Source organism: Streptomyces sp. CB01580 (assembly GCF_001905795.1).
GTDB lineage: Bacteria > Actinomycetota > Actinomycetes > Streptomycetales > Streptomycetaceae > Streptomyces.
The window spans coordinates 606,117-626,273 of sequence record NZ_LIXJ01000001.1 but is presented as its reverse complement, the minus strand read 5'-3'; the positions used below and the strand labels follow the sequence as shown (position 1 = coordinate 626,273).

The 20,157-nt window shown below is 71.9% G+C and carries 14 protein-coding genes and 1 tRNA gene; all 15 read left to right on the top strand.

Annotation, left to right across the window (positions count from 1 at the left end; translation table 11 throughout):
- Positions 1-218: 218 nt before the first annotated feature.
- The 15 genes from AMK22_RS02405 to AMK22_RS02335 all read left to right on the top strand — a co-directional run bounded on the left by AMK22_RS02405 (position 219) and on the right by AMK22_RS02335 (position 19,727).
- On the top strand, positions 219-1,742 hold the full coding sequence (locus AMK22_RS02405; protein ID WP_073781484.1) for a sugar ABC transporter ATP-binding protein: 1,524 nt from the start codon (positions 219-221) through the stop codon (positions 1,740-1,742).
- A complete protein-coding gene (locus AMK22_RS02400; RefSeq protein ID WP_073781483.1) occupies positions 1,739-2,776 on the top strand; it encodes an ABC transporter permease in 1,038 nt (345 codons plus the stop codon). The genes AMK22_RS02405 and AMK22_RS02400 overlap by 4 nt, the downstream gene beginning before the upstream one ends.
- Before the next feature lie 207 nt (positions 2,777-2,983).
- Positions 2,984-4,021, top strand: coding sequence for a substrate-binding domain-containing protein (locus AMK22_RS02395; RefSeq protein ID WP_073781482.1), 1,038 nt, complete (start codon positions 2,984-2,986; stop codon positions 4,019-4,021).
- A 101-nt stretch (positions 4,022-4,122) separates the two neighbouring features.
- The gene (locus AMK22_RS02390) at positions 4,123-5,406 is read left to right on the top strand and encodes a Gfo/Idh/MocA family protein (protein WP_073781481.1); all 1,284 of its coding nucleotides are present in this window, start codon (positions 4,123-4,125) and stop codon (positions 5,404-5,406) included.
- A gap of 12 nt (positions 5,407-5,418) precedes the next feature.
- Positions 5,419-6,423, top strand: coding sequence for a sugar phosphate isomerase/epimerase family protein (locus AMK22_RS02385; protein WP_073781480.1), 1,005 nt, complete (start codon positions 5,419-5,421; stop codon positions 6,421-6,423).
- Positions 6,424-6,839: 416 nt separating this feature from the next.
- Positions 6,840-10,598 carry a ThuA domain-containing protein gene (locus AMK22_RS02380; protein ID WP_073781479.1) on the top strand — a complete coding sequence of 1,253 codons (3,759 nt, stop codon included), beginning with the start codon at positions 6,840-6,842 and terminating at the stop codon, positions 10,596-10,598.
- Between the two features lie 276 nt (positions 10,599-10,874).
- Positions 10,875-11,993 carry an inositol-3-phosphate synthase gene (locus AMK22_RS02375; RefSeq protein ID WP_073781478.1) on the top strand — a complete coding sequence of 373 codons (1,119 nt, stop codon included), beginning with the start codon at positions 10,875-10,877 and terminating at the stop codon, positions 11,991-11,993.
- Positions 11,990-13,189, top strand: a complete 1,200-nt coding sequence (locus AMK22_RS02370) for a UbiA family prenyltransferase (protein ID WP_073781477.1) — start codon at positions 11,990-11,992, stop codon at positions 13,187-13,189. The genes AMK22_RS02375 and AMK22_RS02370 overlap by 4 nt, the downstream gene beginning before the upstream one ends.
- On the top strand, positions 13,186-14,043 hold the full coding sequence (locus AMK22_RS02365; protein ID WP_073781476.1) for a sugar phosphate isomerase/epimerase family protein: 858 nt from the start codon (positions 13,186-13,188) through the stop codon (positions 14,041-14,043). Before AMK22_RS02370 ends, AMK22_RS02365 begins: the two co-directional genes overlap by 4 nt.
- 136 nt (positions 14,044-14,179) lie before the next feature.
- Positions 14,180-14,851, top strand: a complete 672-nt coding sequence (locus AMK22_RS02360; protein ID WP_073781556.1) for an EboA domain-containing protein — start codon at positions 14,180-14,182, stop codon at positions 14,849-14,851.
- Positions 14,851-15,699, top strand: coding sequence for a TatD family hydrolase (locus tag AMK22_RS02355; RefSeq protein ID WP_073781475.1), 849 nt, complete (start codon positions 14,851-14,853; stop codon positions 15,697-15,699). Before AMK22_RS02360 ends, AMK22_RS02355 begins: the two co-directional genes overlap by 1 nt.
- A 4-nt stretch (positions 15,700-15,703) precedes the next feature.
- Complete coding sequence (eboE, locus tag AMK22_RS02350) at positions 15,704-16,882, top strand: metabolite traffic protein EboE (RefSeq protein ID WP_073781474.1); 1,179 nt, start codon at positions 15,704-15,706, stop codon at positions 16,880-16,882.
- On the top strand, positions 16,879-18,282 hold the full coding sequence (locus AMK22_RS02345) for a nucleotide pyrophosphatase/phosphodiesterase family protein (protein WP_073781473.1): 1,404 nt from the start codon (positions 16,879-16,881) through the stop codon (positions 18,280-18,282). The genes eboE and AMK22_RS02345 overlap by 4 nt, the downstream gene beginning before the upstream one ends.
- A 30-nt stretch (positions 18,283-18,312) precedes the next feature.
- A complete protein-coding gene (locus AMK22_RS02340; protein ID WP_073781472.1) occupies positions 18,313-19,383 on the top strand; it encodes a sugar phosphate isomerase/epimerase family protein in 1,071 nt (356 codons plus the stop codon).
- A gap of 256 nt (positions 19,384-19,639) precedes the next feature.
- A tRNA-Leu gene (locus tag AMK22_RS02335) sits at positions 19,640-19,727 on the top strand.
- Positions 19,728-20,157 lie beyond the last annotated feature (430 nt).

The window sequence follows — 20,157 nt, the reverse complement described above, 5'->3', positions numbered from 1 at the left end:
CCGCAACCCGCCCTCCACCTTCGTGCACCGTGAGCCCGGATCCCGGCGAAGCCGGACCCGTGCAGCCGCAAGCCCCGCACCAGCGCACACGCACAGCCCGTGGACGTGGACGAACTCGCGCACACGCACCCCGGTACCGCCCCGCTCGCTCACCGGCCTTCCCCAGGCTCCCGGCTGCGCCGGAGCGGGGGAGACCCCATTCGCCGAGGGGATTCGTCATGGCACCAGAACCACCCCTGCTCACCATGTCCGGCATCACCAAGTCGTTCCCGGGAGTCCGCGCCCTCGACGGTGTGGACCTGGAGGTCCGGGCCGGTGAGGTCCACTGCCTCCTCGGCCAGAACGGCGCCGGGAAGTCCACCCTCATCAAGGTGCTCGCCGGGGCCCACCGGCCCGACGACGGCGGGATCACCTGGTGCGGCGAACCGGTCGAGCTCAAGTCGCCCGTCGCCGCGATGCGTCTGGGCATCGCCACCATCTACCAGGAACTCGACCTGGTCCAGGGCCTCTCGGTGGCCGAGAACGTCTTCCTCGGCCATGAGCCCACCACCGCGCGTTTCCTCGTCCGCGCCCGCCGGGGGCGCGCGGCCACGGCCGCGCTGCTGGGGCGCCTGGGGCACCCCGAGATCGATCCGGCGCACGAGGTCGGCCGGCTGTCGGCGGCCCAGCAGCAGATCGTCTCCATGGCACGGGCGCTCTCCCACGACGTGCGGCTCATCGTGATGGACGAGCCGACCGCGGCGCTCGACCCGGACGAGGTCGACAACCTGTTCCGCGTCGTCGCCGCCCTCACCGCCGAGGGAGTCGCCGTCGTCCACATCTCGCACCGGCTGGACGAGATCCGCCGGATCGGCGACCGGGTGACCGTGCTGAAGGACGGACGGGCCGTCGCCGCGGGGCTGCCCGTCCGGTCCACGCCGACGCGCGACATCGTCGCCATGATGACCGGCCGGGACGTCGAGCACGTCTTCCCGGCCCGCCCCGCGCGCGGCGCGCACACGGCAGCCGAACCCGTGCTGAAGGCCGAAGGGCTGGCCAGGAAGGACGAATTCGAGCCGCTGGACCTGGAGTTGAGGCCGGGCGAGATCGTCGGCCTGGCCGGACTCGTCGGCTCGGGACGCTCCGAAATCCTGGAGACCGTCTACGGGGCCCGCAGGCCGACCGCCGGACGGGTCACCGTCGCGGGCCGACGGCTCCGGCCCGGCAGCGTCCGCGCGGCGGTCGCCGCCGGTGTCGGGCTCGCCCCCGAGGAACGCAAGGCGCAGGCCCTGCTGATGCTCGAGTCCGTCACCCGCAACGTCTCCGTCTCCTCCACGTCCCGCTTCGCCCGGGGCGGTTGGCTGGACCGCGGGGCCGAACGCCGGGCGGCCCGCGCCGCGACCCGTGAACTCTCCCTGCGCCCCGACAACCCCGACGCCCCCGTCCGCACGCTCTCCGGAGGCAATCAGCAGAAGGCCGTCCTGGCCCGCTGGCTGCTGCGTGGATGCCGAGTCCTGCTGCTCGACGAACCGACCCGCGGCGTCGACGTCGGTGCCCGTGCTGAGCTGTACGCGGTGATCCGCCGGCTGGCGGACGAGGGCCTCGCCGTCCTGCTCGTCTCCAGCGAGGTGCCCGAAGTGCTGGGCCTCGCCGACCGGGTGCTGGTGCTCCGCGAGGGCCGCGTCGTGCACACGGCGCCCGCCGGGGAGCTGGACGAGCACCGCGTACTCGACCTGGTGATGGAAGGGAGCCCGACATCATGACGCAGCCCGTCTCCTCGGCACGGCAGGGCGGCCCGGACGAGGCGCACGCCCCGGACGCCGGATCCCCGAAGCGGGACACGGCGCCGCGCTCCTTGGGACCGCGCGTGGACGTGCGCACCCTCTCGCTCCTGGGCGTCCTCGCCGTACTGATCGCCGTCGGCGGGTTCACCGAGCCCGACGCCTTCCTCGACACCGGCAACCTCCAGCTGATCCTGACCCAGTCGTCCGTCATCGGTGTCGTGACCGTGGGGATGACCTTCGTCATCACCAGCGGCGGCATCGACCTCTCGGTCGGCGCCATGGTCGCGCTCGCCTCCGTCTGGGCGACCACGGTCGCCACCCAGGAGTACGGCTTCACGGGGATCCTGTTCACCGCCGTGGTCGTCGGGCTCGCCGCCGGGATGGTGAACGGGCTGCTCATCGCGTACGGGCGGATGGTGCCGTTCATCGCGACGCTCGCGATGCTCGCCTCGGCACGCGGACTCGCCCTCCAGATCACCGACGGAAAGACACAACTCGTCACCGTCGGGTCCGTGCTGGACCTGGGGCTGCCCGACTCCTACGTCCTCGGCGTCCCGCCGCTGGTCATGATGTTCGCCGCGGTCGCCGTCATCGGCTGGCTGCTGCTGAACCGCACCACCTTCGGGCGCCGCACGGTCGCCATCGGCGGCAACCCGGAGGCGGCCCGACTGGCCGGCATCGACGTACGACGGCAGCGGCTCCTCCTCCACCTGCTGTCCGGGCTGTGCTGCGGCATCGCCGCGTTCATGCTCGTCGTCCTGTCCGGCTCGGGACAGAACACCAACGGCAACCTGTACGAGCTGGACGCCATCGCCGCCGCCATCATCGGTGGCACCCTGCTCAGCGGCGGGCGCGGCACCATCGTCGGCTCGGTGCTCGGCGTCCTCGTCTTCACCACCATCACCAACATCTTCGCGCTCAACAACCTCCAGAGCGACGTCCAGCAGATCGCCAAGGGCGCGATCATCGTCGCCGCCGTCCTGGTCCAGCGCCGCACCTCCGCGCCCGGCTAGGGCGTATTTCGAAAGTCCCGTCGTGCCCGCGACGCCTGGCACGGCGCCTCGCCGCGTTGTCGGGATCGTCCACGTACGCCCCGTACGAGGACGACCCTCCGCCTTGCGACGCACCGCGCCGGACGCCGCGGGCACGCCCCTCGATGCCCGTCCCCCGCCCCGCTGCCCGTACGACACGCAACGCACCGGATGAAGGGTTGGACAGCCATGCCAGAAACCAGCCGCAGAGGACTGCTCTTCGGGACCGCGGCCGTCTCCGCGGGTGCCTTCCTCACCGCCTGCACCAGCAACGAACCCAAGGCCGCGGACGCCGCGCGCGGCGGCGGCGCCGCGGCCGGCACCGAGCCCGGCAAGCACGTCACGATCGGCTTCGCGGGTCCGCAGGCCGACCACGGCTGGCTCAACGCCATCAACGAGAACGCCGCCTCGCGGGCGGCGAAGTACTCCGACGTGACGCTGGAGGCCACCGAGGGCTCCAACGACACCGCCGCCCAGATCGGCCAGGTCAAGACCCTCATCAACAAGAAGGTCGATGTCCTGGTCGTCCTCCCCGCCGACGGCAAGGCGCTCACGCAGGTCGGCCTGGAGGCCATGCGGGCCGGTATCCCCGTCGTCAACCTCGACCGGATCTTCGCCTCCCCGCAGGCCTACCGCTGCTGGGTCGGCGGCGACAACTACGGCATGGGCCTCAACGCCGGTACGTACATCGGCGAACGGCTGAAGGACAAGGCGGACGCCAAGGTCGTCGAACTGGCCGGCATCGACAACCTGGAACTCACCAGGCAGCGCAGCCAGGGCTTCGCCGACGCGCTGAAGAACTATCCCGACATCGAGCTGGTGGCCCGTCAGGCGGCCGAGTTCACCGTCGAGTCGGGCCAGGCGAAGACGGCCCAGCTCCTCCAGGCGCAGAAGAGGATCGACGCCCTGTGGAACCACGACGACGACCAGGGCGTCGGGGCGCTGCGGGCCATCCAGCAGGCGGGCCGCGACGAGTTCCTGATGGTCGGCGGCGCCGGGTCCAGGTCCGCGATGGACGCCATCAAGGCCGACGACGGTGTGCTGAAGGCCACCGTCCTCTATCCGCCGACGATGGCCGCCTCCGCGATCGACCTGGCCCGCGCCCTCGCCCAGGGCAGGGGCGTCGGCGGCCTGGCCGAGCTGGAGATCCCGACCAGTCTCACCCTCTACTCGGCGGTGGTCACCAAGGAGAACGTCGACCAGTACCTGCCGACGGGCTTCAGCTGAGCCGCCCCGGGGAGGGCACCGGCCCTCCCGCCGCCCCGGAGGAGGGTGTCTGTCGCCCCTTCCGCCGCACCCATCGAACGACCGACGAGGAGGAAGCCCGGATGGCCCGCAGGGAAGAGACGGCGCAGCAGGCCGAGGCGCCGGCGGCGCACCGGCCGGTGCCGAGCGCGCCCACGCTCGGGATCGGCATGGTCGGGTACGCGTTCATGGGCGCCGCCCACTCACAGGGGTGGCGCACCGCCGGGCACGTCTTCGAGCTGCCGATGAGACCGGTGCTCGCCGCGATCTGCGGACGCGACCGGGCGGCGGTCGACGCGGCGGCGGCCCGCCACGGCTGGGCGGCGGCGGAAACCGACTGGCGGGCCCTCGTCGCCCGGGACGACGTACAGCTCGTCGACATCTGCACCCCCGGCGACAGCCATGCCGAGATCGCGATCGCCGCGCTGGAGGCCGGCAAGCACGTGCTGTGCGAGAAGCCGCTGGCCAACACGGTCGCCGAGGCCGAGGTCATGGCCGAGGCGGCCGAACGGGCGGCGGCCCGCGGCCAGGTGGCCATGGTGGGCTTCAACTACCGCAGGGTGCCCGCGATCAGCTACGCCCGAAGGCTGATCGGCGAGGGCCGGATCGGCGCCCTGCGCCACGTCCGCGCCGCCTACCTCCAGGACTGGCTCGTCGATCCCGGAGCACCGCTCACCTGGCGGCTGCGACGGGAGCGGGCGGGTTCGGGGGCACTCGGCGACCTGGGCGCGCACATCGTCGATCTGGCGCAGCACCTGGCGGGGGAGCCGTTGACCGGGGTGTCGGCGGTCAGCAGGACGTTCGTGACGCGACGGCCGCTGCCGGCCGGGTCGTCCGCCGCGCTCTCCGCGGCCGTCGGTACCGACGCGCACCGGGACGGGGACGACGGCCGGGACGGGCAGGGAGGCGGCGGGGACGGGGCGGTGACCGTCGACGACGCGACCGTGTTCACCGGCCGGTTCGCCTCCGGTGCGCTGGCCTCCTTCGAGGCGACCCGGATGGCCGCCGGACGGAAGAACGCGTTGCGCCTGGAGATCAACGGGGAGCGCGGTTCGCTCGCCTTCGACCTGGAACGCCTCAACGAACTGTCCTTCCACGACCACACCGAACCCGCTGCCACGGCGGGCTTCCGGCGCATCCTCGTGACCGAGCCCGAGCATCCCTACCTGGAGGCGTGGTGGCCGCCGGGCCACGCCCTCGGATACGAGCACACCTTCGTCCACCAGGCCCGCGACCTGGTGCGGACGATCGCCGAAGGGACCGCCCCCGCACCGTCGTTCGCCGACGGACTCCAGATCCAGCGGGTGCTCGCGGCGGTTCAGGAGAGCGTCGAGAAGAACTCCGTACACACCCCCGTGCTTGTCTAGGAGGTCCCGCGCATGCCCCGTCCCTTCACCCTGTTCACCGGTCAGTGGGCCGACCTGCCTCTGGAGGAGGTCTGCCGGCTCGCCCGCGACTTCGGCTACGACGGTCTCGAACTCGCCTGTTGGGGCGACCACTTCGAGGTCGACAAGGCCCTGAGCGACCCCGGCTACCTGGACGGGCGGCGCAAGCTGCTCGACCGCTACGGGCTCAAGTGCTGGGCGGTCTCCAACCATCTCGTCGGCCAGGCGGTCTGCGACCACCCGATCGACGAACGCCACCAGGGCATCCTGCCGGCCCGGGTCTGGGGCGACGGTGAACCCGAAGGGGTGCGCCGCCGGGCCGCTGAGGAGATGAAGGACACCGCCCGCGCCGCGGCCGCCTTCGGGGTGCGCACCGTCGTCGGCTTCACCGGCTCCTCCATCTGGCACCTGGTCGCGATGTTCCCGCCGGTCCCGCCGCACATGATCGAGCGCGGGTACGAGGACTTCGCGGAACGCTGGAACCCGGTCCTGGACGTGTTCGACGCCGAGGGCGTGCGGTTCGCCCACGAGGTGCACCCCGGCGAGATCGCGTACGACTACTGGACCACGCACCGCGCGCTGGAGGCCGTCGGCCACCGGGCGGCGTTCGGGCTGAACTTCGACCCGAGCCACTTCGTCTGGCAGGACCTGGACCCCGTGGGATTCCTGTACGACTTCCGGGACCGGATCCACCACGTGGACTGCAAGGAGGCGCGCAGACGGCTGGACGGCCGCAACGGGCGCCTCGGCTCGCACCTCCCGTGGGGCGATCCGAGGCGGGGCTGGGACTTCGTCTCCGCGGGGCACGGCGAGGTGCCGTGGGAGGACGTGTTCCGGATGCTCCGGTCCATCGGCTACGACGGGCCGGTCTCCGTGGAGTGGGAGGACGCGGGGATGGACCGGCTGGTGGGGGCGCCGGAAGCGCTCGCCACGCTCAGGCGGTACGACTTCGAGCCGCCGTCCGCCTCGTTCGACGCGGCGTTCGGGGGTGGCGACTGAGGACGCCCTCGCGTACGGCGGGGTGGCGGGCCCGACGACCGTCCTCGCCCACGGCGGGTGCGGTGGCCGCCCGGTGCCCTCGCACACGGCCGGGGGAGCGGTGGGTCGCGTTCATGCGGTGGTCGGCCCTGTGCCCGCCGGGTGCTCACCCCTGCCCTCGGCCTGCCCGTACCCGACCGCCGCCCCCGCCCTCGGCCTGCCCGCACCCCCGCTTTGTCCCGGCACGGGAAGAAGTTGGACGAGAACGCCGCACAAGGGCTTTCCGGCCCGGACGAAGAGGTCTACCGTCCAAGGCATGTCCATGACATAACTGTTCGTCAGGTGCCCCACGGGCCCGGGACGACGCGCGCGGCAGTCCCGCGCAGCACGGCACGGCAGCACTCGCCCGTACCACCGGCATTCTCCGGAGGACACTCGTGCACCGAACAAGAGCCAGAAACCGGAACGGAACGCGGCTCCGCGTCCGCAGGACCCTCGCGCTGCTCACCGGCGGCCTGCTCGCGGCGACCACTCTGACCCTGGGCGCCTCGCCCGGAGCGGCCGCGACGGGGCCGGCGACACCGGCCGCCGCGGACACACCGGGCGCTGCCACGCGCGCGGCGGAGGCCGCGGTCGAGGGGCTCCAGCAGGTCACCCTCGCCAAGGGCGCCGCCGAGACCGGCGAGCCCATGACCCTCGCCGTCCTCCCCGACCGCAGCGTGCTCCACACTTCGCGCAACGGGGAGCTGCGCCTCACCGACAGCGGCGGGAACACCCGCGTGGTGGGCGCCGTGCCCGTGTACTCGCACGACGAGGAGGGGCTCCAGGGGGTCGCCGTGGACCCGGACTTCGACAGGAACCGGGCCGTCTACCTCTACTACGCGCCGCCGCTGGACACCCCCGCGGGCGATGCCCCCGAGAACGGCACGGCCGCCGACTTCGCCCCGTTCGACGGTGTGAACCGTCTCTCCCGTTTCGTCCTCAGGAGCGACGGCACCCTCGACAACGCCAGCGAGAAGAAGATCCTCGACATCCCGACCTCACGCGGCATGTGCTGCCACGTCGGCGGCGACATCGACTTCGACGCCGACGGCAACCTGTACCTGTCGACTGGCGACGACACCAACCCGTTCGCCTCCGACGGATACACGCCCATCGACGAACGCCCCGACCGCAACCCGGCGTTCGACGCACGGCGCAGCTCCGGCAATACCAACGACCTGCGCGGCAAGATCCTCCGCATCAAGGTCGCCGACGACGGCTCGTACACCGTTCCGGAGGGGAACCTCTTTCCGCCAGGCACCGACAGGACCCGCCCCGAGATCTACGCGATGGGCTTCCGTAACCCGTTCCGCTTCTCCGTCGACAGGGCCACCGGCATCCTCTACGTCGGCGACTACGGTCCCGACGCGGGCGCCGCCGACCCGAAGCGCGGCCCTGCCGGGCAGGTCGAGTTCGCGAGGGTGACCGGACCGGGCAACTACGGCTGGCCGTTCTGCACCGGTGCCAACGACGCCTACGTCGACTACGACTTCGCGACGAAGACGTCCGGCGCGGCCTTCGACTGCGCCGCCCCGAAGAACACCTCGCCGCACAACACCGGTCTGGTCGACCTGCCGCCCGCCCAGCCCGCCTGGATCCCGTACGACGGCGGCTCCCTGCCCGACTTCGGCACCGGCTCCGAATCCCCGATGGGCGGACCCGTCTACCACTACGACGCCGCCCTCGACTCGCCCGTGAAGCTCCCGGAGGCGTACGACGGGCAGTTCTTCGCCGGGGAGTTCGGCCGCCGCTGGATCAAGGCCATAGCACACGACGCGGACGGCACCGTCCGGTCCATCAACCCCGTCCCGTGGACCGGGACGCAGGTGATGGACATGGCCTTCGGACCCGACGGGGCACTGTACGTCCTCGACTACGGCACCGGATGGTTCGGCGGGGACGAGAACTCCGCCCTCTACCGCATCGAGAACGCGGCCGGCGGACGCTCGCCCAACGCAGTGGCCTCCTCGGACAGGACCTCCGGCCAGGCGCCGCTGAAGGTGCGGTTCTCCTCGGCGGGCACCGTCGACCCTGACGGCGACGCCCTGACCTACGCCTGGGACTTCGGCGACGGTGGCACCTCGACGGCCGCCGACCCCACGTACACGTACCGGAAGAACGGCACCTACACGGCCACCGTCACCGCCAAGGACCCGACGGGACGCACCGCTTCGGCCAGTGTCCACATCACGGTCGGCAACACGGCGCCGAAGGTCGAACTGAAACTCCCCGGGGACGGCCAGCTGTTCGCCTTCGGTGACGACGTGCCGTTCCAGGTGACCGTCACCGACCCCGAGGACGGCACCATCGACTGCGCCAAGGTCGAGGTCCGCTTCGTCCTCGGCCACGACAGCCACGGCCACCCCATCACCACCGTCAACGGGTGCTCCGGCACCATCAAGACCGCCATGGACGGCGGCCACGACCCCAACGCCAACATCTTCGGGGTCATCGACGCCTCCTACACGGACGGCGGAGGCGGCGGTCAGGCCCCCCTGTCCGGCCACGACCAGTCCCAGCTCCAGCCGCGCCACCGCCAGGCCGAGCACTACTCCGCCTCGTCCGGCATCAAGGTCTACGACAAGGCCCCCGCCCACGGCGGCAAGACCGTCGGCGACATCCACGACGGGGACTGGATCTCCTTCAGGCCGTACCTCCTCGGCGACTCCAACCGGCTCACCGCCCGAGTCTCCTCCGGCGGCAGCGGGGGCTTCCTGGAGGTGAGGGCGGGGTCGGCGACCGGCACGATCCTCGGCTCCGGCCCGGTCCCGGTGACCGGCGGCTGGGAGACGTTCCAGGACGTCGACGTACCCCTGCGCAACGTGCCCAGGAAGGCCACCGAACTCTTCCTCGTCTTCAAGGGAGGCGCCGGAGCCCTCTACGACATCGACGACTTCGAGCTCGTGCACAGCACCCCGGACAGGAACGCCAAGCGGGTCCTGGTCTTCTCGAAGACGGCCGGCTACCGACATGACGCGATCCCCGACGGCGTCGCCGCGCTCAGACAGCTCGGCGAGGACAGCGGCATCACCGTCGACGCGACCGAGGAGGCACGGCAGTTCACCACCGCCAACCTCGCCCGGTACGACGCCGTCGTCTTCCTGTCGACCACCGGTGACGTGCTCGGCGCCGACCAGCAGAAGGCGTTCGAGAACTATGTGGCCACCGGCGGCGGCTACATGGGCGTCCACGCGGCGGCGGACACCGAGTACGACTGGCCGTTCTACGGGGGACTCGTCGGCGCGTACTTCTCCTCGCACCCCGCGATCCAGCCCGCCACCGTCCGCGTGGAGGACCACGAGCACCCGGCCACCGCCCACCTCGACGACGAGTGGAACCGCACCGACGAGTGGTACAACTACCGCACCAACCCACGCGGTCAGGCCAGGATCCTCGCCACGCTCGACGAGACCACCTACACCGGCGGCACCATGAAGGGCGACCACCCCATCACCTGGTGCCAGACCTACCGGGGCGGCCGGTCCTTCTACACCGGCCTCGGCCACACCGAGGAGTCGTACGCCGAGCCCGCCTTCCGTCGGCTCCTCCTCGGCGGACTGCGCTACGCCTCCGGCCAGGTGAAGGCCGACTGCAAGCCCGACACCGGCCACCGGCCGATCTTCAACGGCCGGACGCTCGACGGCTGGAAGCAGGCGGGACCTGGCGGATTCGACATCGTCGACGGCGAACTGCGCTCCGTGGGCGGCATGGGACTGCTCACCTATCGGGCCAAGGAACTCGGGGCGTACTCGCTCAAGCTCGACTGGAAGATGAGCGGCGACGACAACTCCGGGATCTTCGTCGGCTTCCCGGAATCCGACGACCCCTGGTCCGCGGTGAACAACGGCTACGAGATCCAGATCGACGCCACCGACGCGCCCGACCGCACCACGGGGTCCGTCTACACGTTCAAGGCGCCGAACGCCAAGGCCCGCGACCGCGTTCTGCGCCCGCCCGGCCAGTGGAACAGCTACGAGATCAAGGTCCTGGGCGAACGCCTACAGGTCTTCCTGAACGGAGTGAAGATCAACGACTTCACCAACACCGACCCGGCGCGGAGCCTGAAGAGCGGATACATCGGCCTCCAGAACCACGGTGCCGACGACCATGTGTCCTTCCGCGACATCCGGTTGAAGGAACTGCCCGCGGCGTAGCGCGGCTGCCGCTCGGTCGGCGGGCCCCGGAACCAGGGGGGTCGGCCCGCCGCCGATGTGCGGCGACCAATGCGGCGGGCGGACGGTGGGCGGGTGCGAGGGCGCTCCGCCCGCCGTCACCGCCGCGCCCGTCCCGCCCCGTTCCCTGCCCCCCCGTCCCTGCCCCCGTCCCTGTCCCAATTCCCTCTCCTCCCGTCCCCGTCCACGTCCCGCCGCACCTCGTCGTACAGCGCGCTCCGTCCGGCCCAGCCAGGACCCCGACAAGGGAGGCAGCCCGTGTCAGCACCCGCCGTACGTACCGGAGTCTGGTTCGTCGGAGCACGCGGTTCCGTCGCCACCACAGCCGTGGCGGGCCACGCCGCGGTCGCGGCGGGGCTCCACCCGGCGATCGGCATGGTCACCGAGACACCACCGTTCGCCGACAGCGGGCTTCCCGCCCTCGGCTCGCTCGTCTTCGGCGGACACGACACCGCCGACCGCCCGCTGCCGGAGCGGGCCGCGGCGCTGGCCGCCGGGGGAGTGCTGCCGCACGGGCTCCCGGCGGCGGTCCACGACGAACTCGCCCGGGCGGACAAGGAGATACGTCCCGGCGGACCCCTGCCGGGCGACACCCGCGACGACGAGGAACTCGTCACCGCCTTCGCAGCCGACCTCGAGGACTTCGGCCGCCGCAACGGCCTGGCCTCAACGGTCGTGATCAACGTCGCCTCCACGGAGCCCGTTTTGGACCCCGTCGACCCGCGGCTGCCCGCCAGTTCGCTCTACGCCGCCGCCGCGCTCCGGGCCGGCTGTCCATACGTCAACTTCACCCCCTCCGCCGGGCTGCGCCACCCCGCCCTCCGGGACGCCGTCGCGGACTGCGGACTCCCGCACACCGGCCGCGACGGCAAGACCGGCCAGACGTTGCTCCGTTCCGTGCTCGCTCCGATGTTCGTGCAACGAGCCCTGTCCGTACGGGCCTGGTCGGGCACCAACCTGCTCGGCGGCGGGGACGGCGCGGCGCTCGCCGACCCGGGCGCGGCGGAGGCGAAGAACGCGGGCAAGGAACGTGTCCTCGCCGATGTCCTGGGCGCCGCCCCGGAGGGCGAGGTCCACATCGACGACGTACCGGCGCTGGGGGACTGGAAGACGGCCTGGGACCACATCGCGTTTGACGGATTCCTCGGGACCCGCATGGTGCTCCAGACGACCTGGCAGGGCTGCGACTCCGCACTGGCCGCACCACTCGTCCTCGACCTCGCGAGACTGGTGGCGCGCGCCCACGAAAGAGGGCTGACCGGACCCCTGCCCGGGCTCGGCTTCTACTTCAAGGATCCGGACGACGGTCCCGCCGCGCTGTTCGAGCAGTACGGACGCCTGCTCGCCTTCGCCGACACCCTGCGGGGGCCGCGGTGACGGCCCGCGCCTGGGCGGAATTGCTGCGGGTTTCGGCGCTGTTCACCGTTCCCGGTGACGCGCTCGCCGGGGCGGCGGCCACCGGAAGGAGCCCCGGCCGGGGCACCGCGCTCGCCATGGGCGCCTCGCTCTGCCTGTACGAGGCGGGCATGGCGCTCAACGACTGGGCCGACCGCGAGGAGGACGCCGTCGACCGCCCGCACCGCCCCATACCCTCGGGGCGCATCGCCCCCGGTGCGGCCCTTGCGGCGGCGGGAGCGCTGACGGCCGCCGGGCTCGGACTCGCGGCCCGGGCCGGCCGTCCTGCCCTCGTGGTCGCCACGGGACTTGCGGCGACCGTCTGGGCGTACGACCTCCGGCTCAAGCACACCCCGGCCGGACCGGCGGCGATGGCGGCGGCACGCGCCCTCGACCTGCTGCTGGGAGCCGCCGCCACGGCCACCGCGACACCGGGTACGACAGAGCAGGGGCGGTGCTCGGCGGGTACCGGTACGGGCACACGCACCGGCTCACAACCGTGCTCCGGCCCGAACACGGACAGCGGCGCGGTCACGGGCGGGCCCGCTGCGCCGCGTTCCGGCGGCTTCGTACGGGCCGGCGGATCCGTACGGGCCGGTGTCCCCGTACACGTCGGTGGCCTTGCCGGGGCCGGTGGTTTTGTACGGGCCGCCCTCCCGGCCGCCGGACTGCTCGGGGTGCACACCTACGCCGTCACCGCCGTCTCCCGGCACGAGGCACGGGGCGGCTCCACCGCCGTCACCCTCGCCGCGCTCGCGACCACGGCGGCACTCGGCGCCACGATCCTGCGAGAGCGGTGCGACCCATGCGAACAGGCAGGGGCCGTGGGCCCTGTCCCGCGCGCCGGGCGGGCCACGAACCCGCTCCCGTTCACCGCGCGAGGCGTGGTCCAACGGCACCGACCGCACCGCCCGTCCCCGCCCCCGGCGCCCGCCACCCGCCTTCTCCTCACCGCGCTCACCGGGGCGTATCTCCGCACCGCCACCGGCCCCCTCCTGCACGCGGCCCTCAACCCGTCCCCACCGCTCACCCAGCGCGCCGTGGGTGCCGGTATCCGCGCGGCGATCCCGCTCCAGGCGGTTCTCGCCGTACGCGCCGGGGCGGCCGGTACGGGCATGGCCGTCATGGGACTTGTCCCGCTCGCCCGCGCCCTCGCCCGGAAGGTGAACCCCACATGACGATCCGTTTCGGCTACGGCACCAACGGGCTCACCGACCTTCGTCTCGACGACGCCCTCGCACTCCTCGCCGACCTCGGATACGACGGTGTCGGCCTGACCCTCGACCACATGCACCTCGACCCGCTTGCCCCGGATCTCGCCGTACGCACCCGGCGCGTGGCGGCCAGGCTCCAGGAACTCGGTCTCGGCGTCACCGTCGAGACCGGCGCCCGCTACGTCCTCGACCCCCGCCGCAAGCACGGCCCCTCCCTCCTCGAGCCGGATCCCGACGCCCGTGCCGCCCGCACCCGGCTGCTCGTCCGGGCCGTCGACGTCGCAGCCGACCTCGGTGCCCACGCGGTCCACTGCTTCAGCGGCACCATGCCGCTGGGCACCGCCCCCGACACCGCCTGGCGGCGCCTCGCCGCTTCCCTCGCTCCCGTCCTGGAAGCCGCAGACCGGCGCGGCATCCCCCTCGCGATCGAACCGGAACCCGGGCACCTCCTCGCCGCACTCGACGACTTCCACCATCTCCGTGCCCTCACCGGCGATCCGGAACCGCTCGGACTCACCCTCGACATCGGCCACTGCCAGTGCCTGGAAACCACCCCGCCCGCCGACTGCGTCCGCGAAGCCGCCCCCTGGCTGCGGCACGTCCAGATCGAGGACATGCGACGGGGCATCCACGAACACCTCCCGTTCGGCCAGGGCGAGATCGACTTCCCGCCCGTGCTCGACGCGCTCGACGTTCTCCCGGACGCCGGATACCGCGGTCTCACCGTCGTCGAGCTGCCCCGCCACTCCCATGCCGGTCCCGAACTCGCCCGCACGTCCATCGAGTTCCTCCGCGCACACGGCCCGTCGAGCCGCTGACACCGCCGAAGGGAGCAATGCCATGCCGACGAACCCCGCGATGAACCCGAGGGGCGCAACGAACCCGACGGATCCGACGAGCCCGACGGACGCGACCTCCCCTGCGGTCCCGCCGTCCGTGCAGGCGTCGGAGACGATGTCGGTCCCGGCGCCGCTGCTGACCCGCGAGGAACTGGGCGCCCGGCTCGGAGGGGCCGCGCGCGCCTGGCTCGACGAGGCCCTCGCCGAGGCCGAGCACGCCGCCGCCCACGAGGAAGCCGAGCAGCCCGTCGGACCGTACAGCGCACCCCCGTGGGAGCTGCGGTACGCCGCCGTCGGCCGGAACTGCGGACCGGAGCACGCCGACTCCGTACGCGCCCTGCTGCTCGTCGAGGCCCACGCCGCCCTGCCCGTCGTCACCCGGCTCTACGAACAGGGCACCGCGGCCGAGCGGCGCGCCGTCCTGCGCGCACTTCACCTGCTGGACCTCGGCCCCACCGCCCTCCCGCTCGTCGAGGACGCCCTGCGCACCAACGACACCCGGCTGATCGCCGCGGCCGTCGGCCCGTACGCCGCCACCCACCTCGACGCGCACAACTGGCGCCACGCGGTCCTCAAATGCCTCTTCAGCGGCGTCCCCGTGGACGCCGTGGCCCGGCTGGGCCGCCGATCCCGTGGCGACGCCGAACTCGCCCGCATGCTGGGCGACTTCGCCGCCGAACGCATCGCGGCCGGCCGTGACGTCCCCGCCGGAATCACCCGCGTTCTCGGCCTCACCACTCCCGGCCCCCAGCTCCCCGGCCCCACCGCCCCCACGCAGGAGTCCTGATGCGCATCTTCGACCCCCACATCCACATGACCTCCCGCACCACGGACGACTACCGGGCGATGTACGACGCGGGCGTCCGCGCCCTCGTGGAGCCCTCCTTCTGGCTCGGCCAGCCCCGCACCTCGCCCGCCAGCTTCCTCGACTACTTCGACGCCCTGCTCGGCTGGGAGCCCTTTCGCGCGGCCCAGTACGGCATCGCCCACCACTGCACGCTCGCCCTCAACCCCAAGGAGGCGAACGACCCCCGCTGCACCCCCGTCCTGGACGCCCTGCCCCGCTACCTCGTCAAGGACTCGGTCGTCGCCGTCGGCGAGATCGGCTACGACTCCATGACCCCCGCCGAGGACACCGCCCTCGCCGCCCAGCTCCAGCTCGCCGCCGACCACGACCTGCCCGCCCTCGTGCACACACCGCACCGCGACAAGCTCGCGGGGCTGCACCGCACCCTCGACGTCATCCGCGAGTCCCGCCTCCCTGCGGAACGGGTCCTGCTCGACCACCTCAACGAGACGACCGTCAAGGACGCCCTGAACAGCGGCTGCTGGGCCGGCTTCTCCATCTATCCCGACACCAAGATGGACGAGGACCGCATGATCGCGATCCTCCGGTCCCACGGCACCGGGAGGATCCTCGTCAACTCGGCCGCCGACTGGGGGAGGAGCGACCCCCTCAAGACACGCAAGGTGGGCGACGCGATGCTCGCCGCCGGGTTCGGCGAGGACGACGTCGACCAGGTGCTCTGGCGCAACCCCGTCGCCTTCTACGGGCAGAGCGGCCGCCTCCGGCTCGACACCGCCGCGCCGCCGGCCCTCCACGAGGGCAACTCCATCCTGCGCGGCGGGGAGTGAGGCGATGCGCTTCCGCCATCCCGACGGCTCCACCGTCCACCTCTCGTACTGCACCAACGTCCACCCCGCCGAAACCCTCGACGGCGTGCGCGCCCAGCTGCGCGACCACTGCGAACCGGTCCGGCGCCGACTCGGCCGAGACCGCCTCGGCATCGGCCTCTGGCTCGCCCGGGACGCCGCCCGCGCCCTGACCGACGACCCGTCCGAACTGCGTTCCCTGCGCGCCGAACTCGACCGCCGAGGACTGGAGGTCGTCACCCTCAACGGCTTCCCGTACGAGGGCTTCGGCGCCGACGAGGTCAAGTACCGGGTGTACCGGCCCGACTGGACCGATCCCGAACGGCTCGCCCACACCACCGCCCTCGCCCGCCTCCTCGCCGGGCTCCTCCCGGACGACGTCACCGAGGGAACCATCTCCACCCTCCCCATCGCCTGGCGCACCCCCTTCGCGTCCGACGCCGAGGCCGCCGGTCTCGCACACACCGCCCTCACCACCCTCGGGGAACGCCTCGACGCCCTCGCCGAGCTGACCGGCAAGTCCATCCGCATCGGCCTCGAACCCGAACCGGGCTGCACGATCGAGACCACCGCCGACGCCCATACACCCCTCGCGGCCATCGGGCATCCACGCATCGGCATCTGCGTCGACACCTGCCACCTGGCCACCTCCTTCGAGGACCCCGACACCGCCCTCGACGCACTCCACACCGCGGGCATCCGTGTAGCCAAGGCCCAGCTCTCCGCCGCACTGCACGCCGAACATCCCCACCTCCCCGAGGTGCGCTCGGCGCTCGCGGCCTTCGCCGAACCCCGCTTCCTGCACCAGACCCGCACCCGCACCGCCACCGGAGCCCTGCACGGCACCGACGACCTCGACGAAGCCCTCACCGGCCCGGCCCTGCCCGACCGCACACCATGGCGCGCCCACTTCCACGTCCCCCTCCACGCACCGCCCACGCCCCCTCTCACCTCCACCCTTCCCGTGCTCCGCTCCGCACTGACCCGACTGGTCGGCGGCCCGCGCCCCCTCACCGCCCACCTGGAGGTCGAGACCTACACCTGGCAGGCGCTCCCGGCCGCCCTGCGCCCCCGATCCCGTGCCCGGCTCGCCGACGGCATCGCCGCCGAACTCACCCTCGCCCGCGACATCCTGTCCGACCTCGGCCTCAAGGAACTCCCATGACCTCGGCCGAGACTCCCCGCACCGCACCGCCCACCCCTCTCCTCGTCATCGACGTCGTCGGTCTCACCCCGCGCCTCCTCGATCACATGCCCCGCCTCAAGGCCCTGGGGGGCTCGGGCACCAGCGCCCCGCTCGGCACCGTGCTCCCCGCGGTCACCTGCGCCGCCCAGTCCACCTTCCTCACCGGAACCAGTCCCGCCGAGCACGGCATCGTCGCCAACGGCTGGTACTTCCGCGAACTCGGCGACATCCTGCTCTGGCGTCAGCACAACGGGCTGGTCGCCGGGGACAAGCTCTGGGACGCCGCCCGCCGCGCCCACCCCGGCTACACCGTCGCCAACATCTGCTGGTGGTACGCGATGGGCGCCGACACCGACATCACCGTCACTCCCCGCCCCGTCTATTACGCGGACGGCCGCAAGGAACCCGACTGCTACACCCGGCCACCCTCCCTGCACGACGAACTCACGGACAGATTCGGCACGTTCCCCCTCTTCCACTTCTGGGGCCCCGGTGCGGACCTCGTCTCCTCCCGGTGGATCATCGACGTGACCCGGTACGTCCTCGACACCCACCGACCCGACCTGGCGCTCTGCTACCTCCCGCATCTCGACTACGACCTCCAGCGTCACGGCCCGGACGATCCCCGCGCCCATCTGGCCGCGGCCGAACTCGACCGGGCCATGGCGCCACTCCTGGACGACGCGCGACGCGAGGGCCGCACCGTCGTCGTCCTCTCCGAGTACGGCATCACCCGCGTCGACCGGCCCGTCGACATCAACCGGGCCCTGCGCCGCGCGGGACTCCTGGAGGTCCACGCCCAGGACGGCATGGAATACCTGGACCCGATGGCCTCGCGCGCCTTCGCCGTGGCCGACCACCAGATCGCACACGTCTATGTGCGCCGCCCCGAAGACCTCACGGCGACCCGCGAAGCCCTCCAGGACCTCCCGGGCGTCGAGCGGCTCCTCGACGACGAGGGCAAGAAGGCCAACGGCCTGGACCATCCCCGTTCCGGGGAACTGGTCGCCGTCGCGGACCCGGACGCCTGGTTCACGTACTACTACTGGCTCGACGACGCCCGCGCGCCCGACTTCGCGCAACTCGTCGAGATCCATCGCAAACCCGGCTACGACCCCGTCGAACTCTTCCTCGACCCCCAGGACCCGTACGTCCGCATCAGAGCCGCGACCGCCGTCGCCCGCAAGAAAGTCGGCATGCGCTACCGCATGGCGGTCGTACCCCTGGACCCTTCGCCTATTCGAGGCAGCCACGGCCGCCTTCCCATGAGCGACGAAGAAGGACCGCTCATCCTGTGCTCCACCCCCCACGCGTTCACCGGACCCGTCCGGGCCACCGAAGTGAAGTCCCTGCTCCTCGAACTTGCCGGACTGCACTGACAACGCCCCGTCCCGCGAAGGAGTTCCCGCATGAGCCGCCGTACCCCCGCCGATCCCGAACTCGCCCGCAGACTCGGCAGACGTTCCGTGCTCGGCGTCGCCGCCGGAGCCACCGCCGCCGCACTGCTCGGCGCCGCCGCTCCGGGCGCCGCCGCCCTCGACAAACCCCACGGCGATCCGCTGATGCCGCCCGGCCGCCTCGGGATCCAGCTCTACACGCTCCGCGACAAGGTCGCGACCCTCGGTTTCGCCAAGGTCTTCGCCGAACTGGCGGCGTACGGCTACGACGAGGTCGAGTACGCCGGCTACACCCAGGGTTCGGCCGGCGCCATCACCCTCGCGCAATTGAGGAGGCTCGCCCACGACCACGGGCTGCGCGGCATAGGCAGCCACGTCGGCTACCACGACGACAACAACCCGAACGCCTACACCTTCGCGCAGAACCTCACCAAGGTTCTCGACGACGCCCAGGCCCTCGGCCTCACCCACATAGGCACCGCCTCCGGCCCCTTCCGCTACGGAACGACGGTCGACGCCTGGAAGCGCGCCGCCGAGGACTTCAACACCTACGGGGCGGCGGCCAGAGCGCGCGGAATGAAGTTCTACCAGCACAACCACGCCGAGGAGTTCTCCTTCGCCGCCGACCGGCCGGACGTCCGCCTTTACGACGTCCTGCTCGCCGAGACCGACCCCGGCCTGGTCTTCCTGGAAATGGACATCTACTGGGCCCACGTCGGCCGGTTCCGGTTCGGCAAGCGGCCGGACGGCACTCCCGCTCCCTTCGATCCGCTGAGCTACGTACTGAAGCACCCCGACCGCTACCCGCTCTTCCACGTGAAGGACGGCGAGCGCGACGAGACGGCCCGCGACGGCTACCGCATGGTCGACGTCGGTGACGGCGACATCGACTACAAGCGGTTCCTGGACACCGTCACCAGGACCCTTCCCCAAGCTCTCGGCTCCGCTCGAGCAGGGGAGACCCCGTCCGGCCGCCGCGACCACCACTGGCAGGTGGAGCACGACCAGCCGCTCATCGACTCCTTCACCACGGCCCGCCGCTCGGCCGCCTACCTTCACTCCCTGCGCCGAAAGGGCTGCTGACCGCTGCGCGTGCCGGGGCCTCCCCTCGCCCGATGCCGAGGGAGGAGCCCCGGCGCCGACGGACCGGCGCATCCCCGCACATGTCACCGTGCGCATGCGCACGGATGCGGTGCGTCCGATCGGTGGCGCGATGGCGCACACAAGGGCCCCAGGAAGCCATCGCACGGCACTGACCACCGGAAACGCGGGTGAGAGGCACCCTGAACCCCTGGTATTGTTTTCCATGTCGCCGCGGGAAACCGGGGCCGACCACCTGGTCCGGGTGGCGGAATGGCAGACGCGCTAGCTTGAGGTGCTAGTGCCCTTTATCGGGCGTGGGGGTTCAAGTCCCCCCTCGGACACCATCAGGGTCAACAGACCAAATGAAGCTGCTCAAAGCGACAGAATATCGCTTTGAGCAGCTTTGTTGTTGTTCTCTGTATGCGCTGATGCAGACGGTGCGGATCCGGGTGAACCCTCGACAGTGCCGTCGGCCCCTCTCGCCCGACCCATCCCCCTCGTGCTCGGGTGCGCTCGCGCGTAGGCCGGTGCGCGCCACGATGTCGGCACCTCAAGACGGATCCGTATTCTGTGCCCCTGTGGCGGGCTCGGTCGATGCGAGGCCATCCAGTCCGTGGCCGCGCCCGACGGAGATCTGTTTGGATGAGGCAACGCACCATCAGTAACGCCCGGTGGCGGTCGCTTTGGCTTGAGCGTGACGTAGCGTTGCCCCTTTGGTGGTGTTCGGAAGAGCACCGCAAGGCATCGTTGTGCCCTCAGTCTTGGGGCACCGAG

Bases quoted from the DNA above. Each gene is read 5' to 3' on its own strand.
- AMK22_RS02405 (WP_073781484.1), top strand. From the start codon at position 219: ATGGCACCAGAACCACCCCTGCTCACCATGTCCGGCATCACCAAGTCG.
- AMK22_RS02400 (WP_073781483.1), top strand. From the start codon at position 1,739: ATGACGCAGCCCGTCTCCTCGGCACGGCAGGGCGGCCCGGACGAGGCG.
- AMK22_RS02395 (WP_073781482.1), top strand. From the start codon at position 2,984: ATGCCAGAAACCAGCCGCAGAGGACTGCTCTTCGGGACCGCGGCCGTC.
- AMK22_RS02390 (WP_073781481.1), top strand. From the start codon at position 4,123: ATGGCCCGCAGGGAAGAGACGGCGCAGCAGGCCGAGGCGCCGGCGGCG.
- AMK22_RS02385 (WP_073781480.1), top strand. From the start codon at position 5,419: ATGCCCCGTCCCTTCACCCTGTTCACCGGTCAGTGGGCCGACCTGCCT.
- AMK22_RS02365 (WP_073781476.1), top strand. From the start codon at position 13,186: ATGACGATCCGTTTCGGCTACGGCACCAACGGGCTCACCGACCTTCGT.
- AMK22_RS02360 (WP_073781556.1), top strand. From the start codon at position 14,180: ATGTCGGTCCCGGCGCCGCTGCTGACCCGCGAGGAACTGGGCGCCCGG.
- AMK22_RS02355 (WP_073781475.1), top strand. From the start codon at position 14,851: ATGCGCATCTTCGACCCCCACATCCACATGACCTCCCGCACCACGGAC.
- eboE (WP_073781474.1), top strand. From the start codon at position 15,704: ATGCGCTTCCGCCATCCCGACGGCTCCACCGTCCACCTCTCGTACTGC.
- AMK22_RS02345 (WP_073781473.1), top strand. From the start codon at position 16,879: ATGACCTCGGCCGAGACTCCCCGCACCGCACCGCCCACCCCTCTCCTC.
- AMK22_RS02340 (WP_073781472.1), top strand. From the start codon at position 18,313: ATGAGCCGCCGTACCCCCGCCGATCCCGAACTCGCCCGCAGACTCGGC.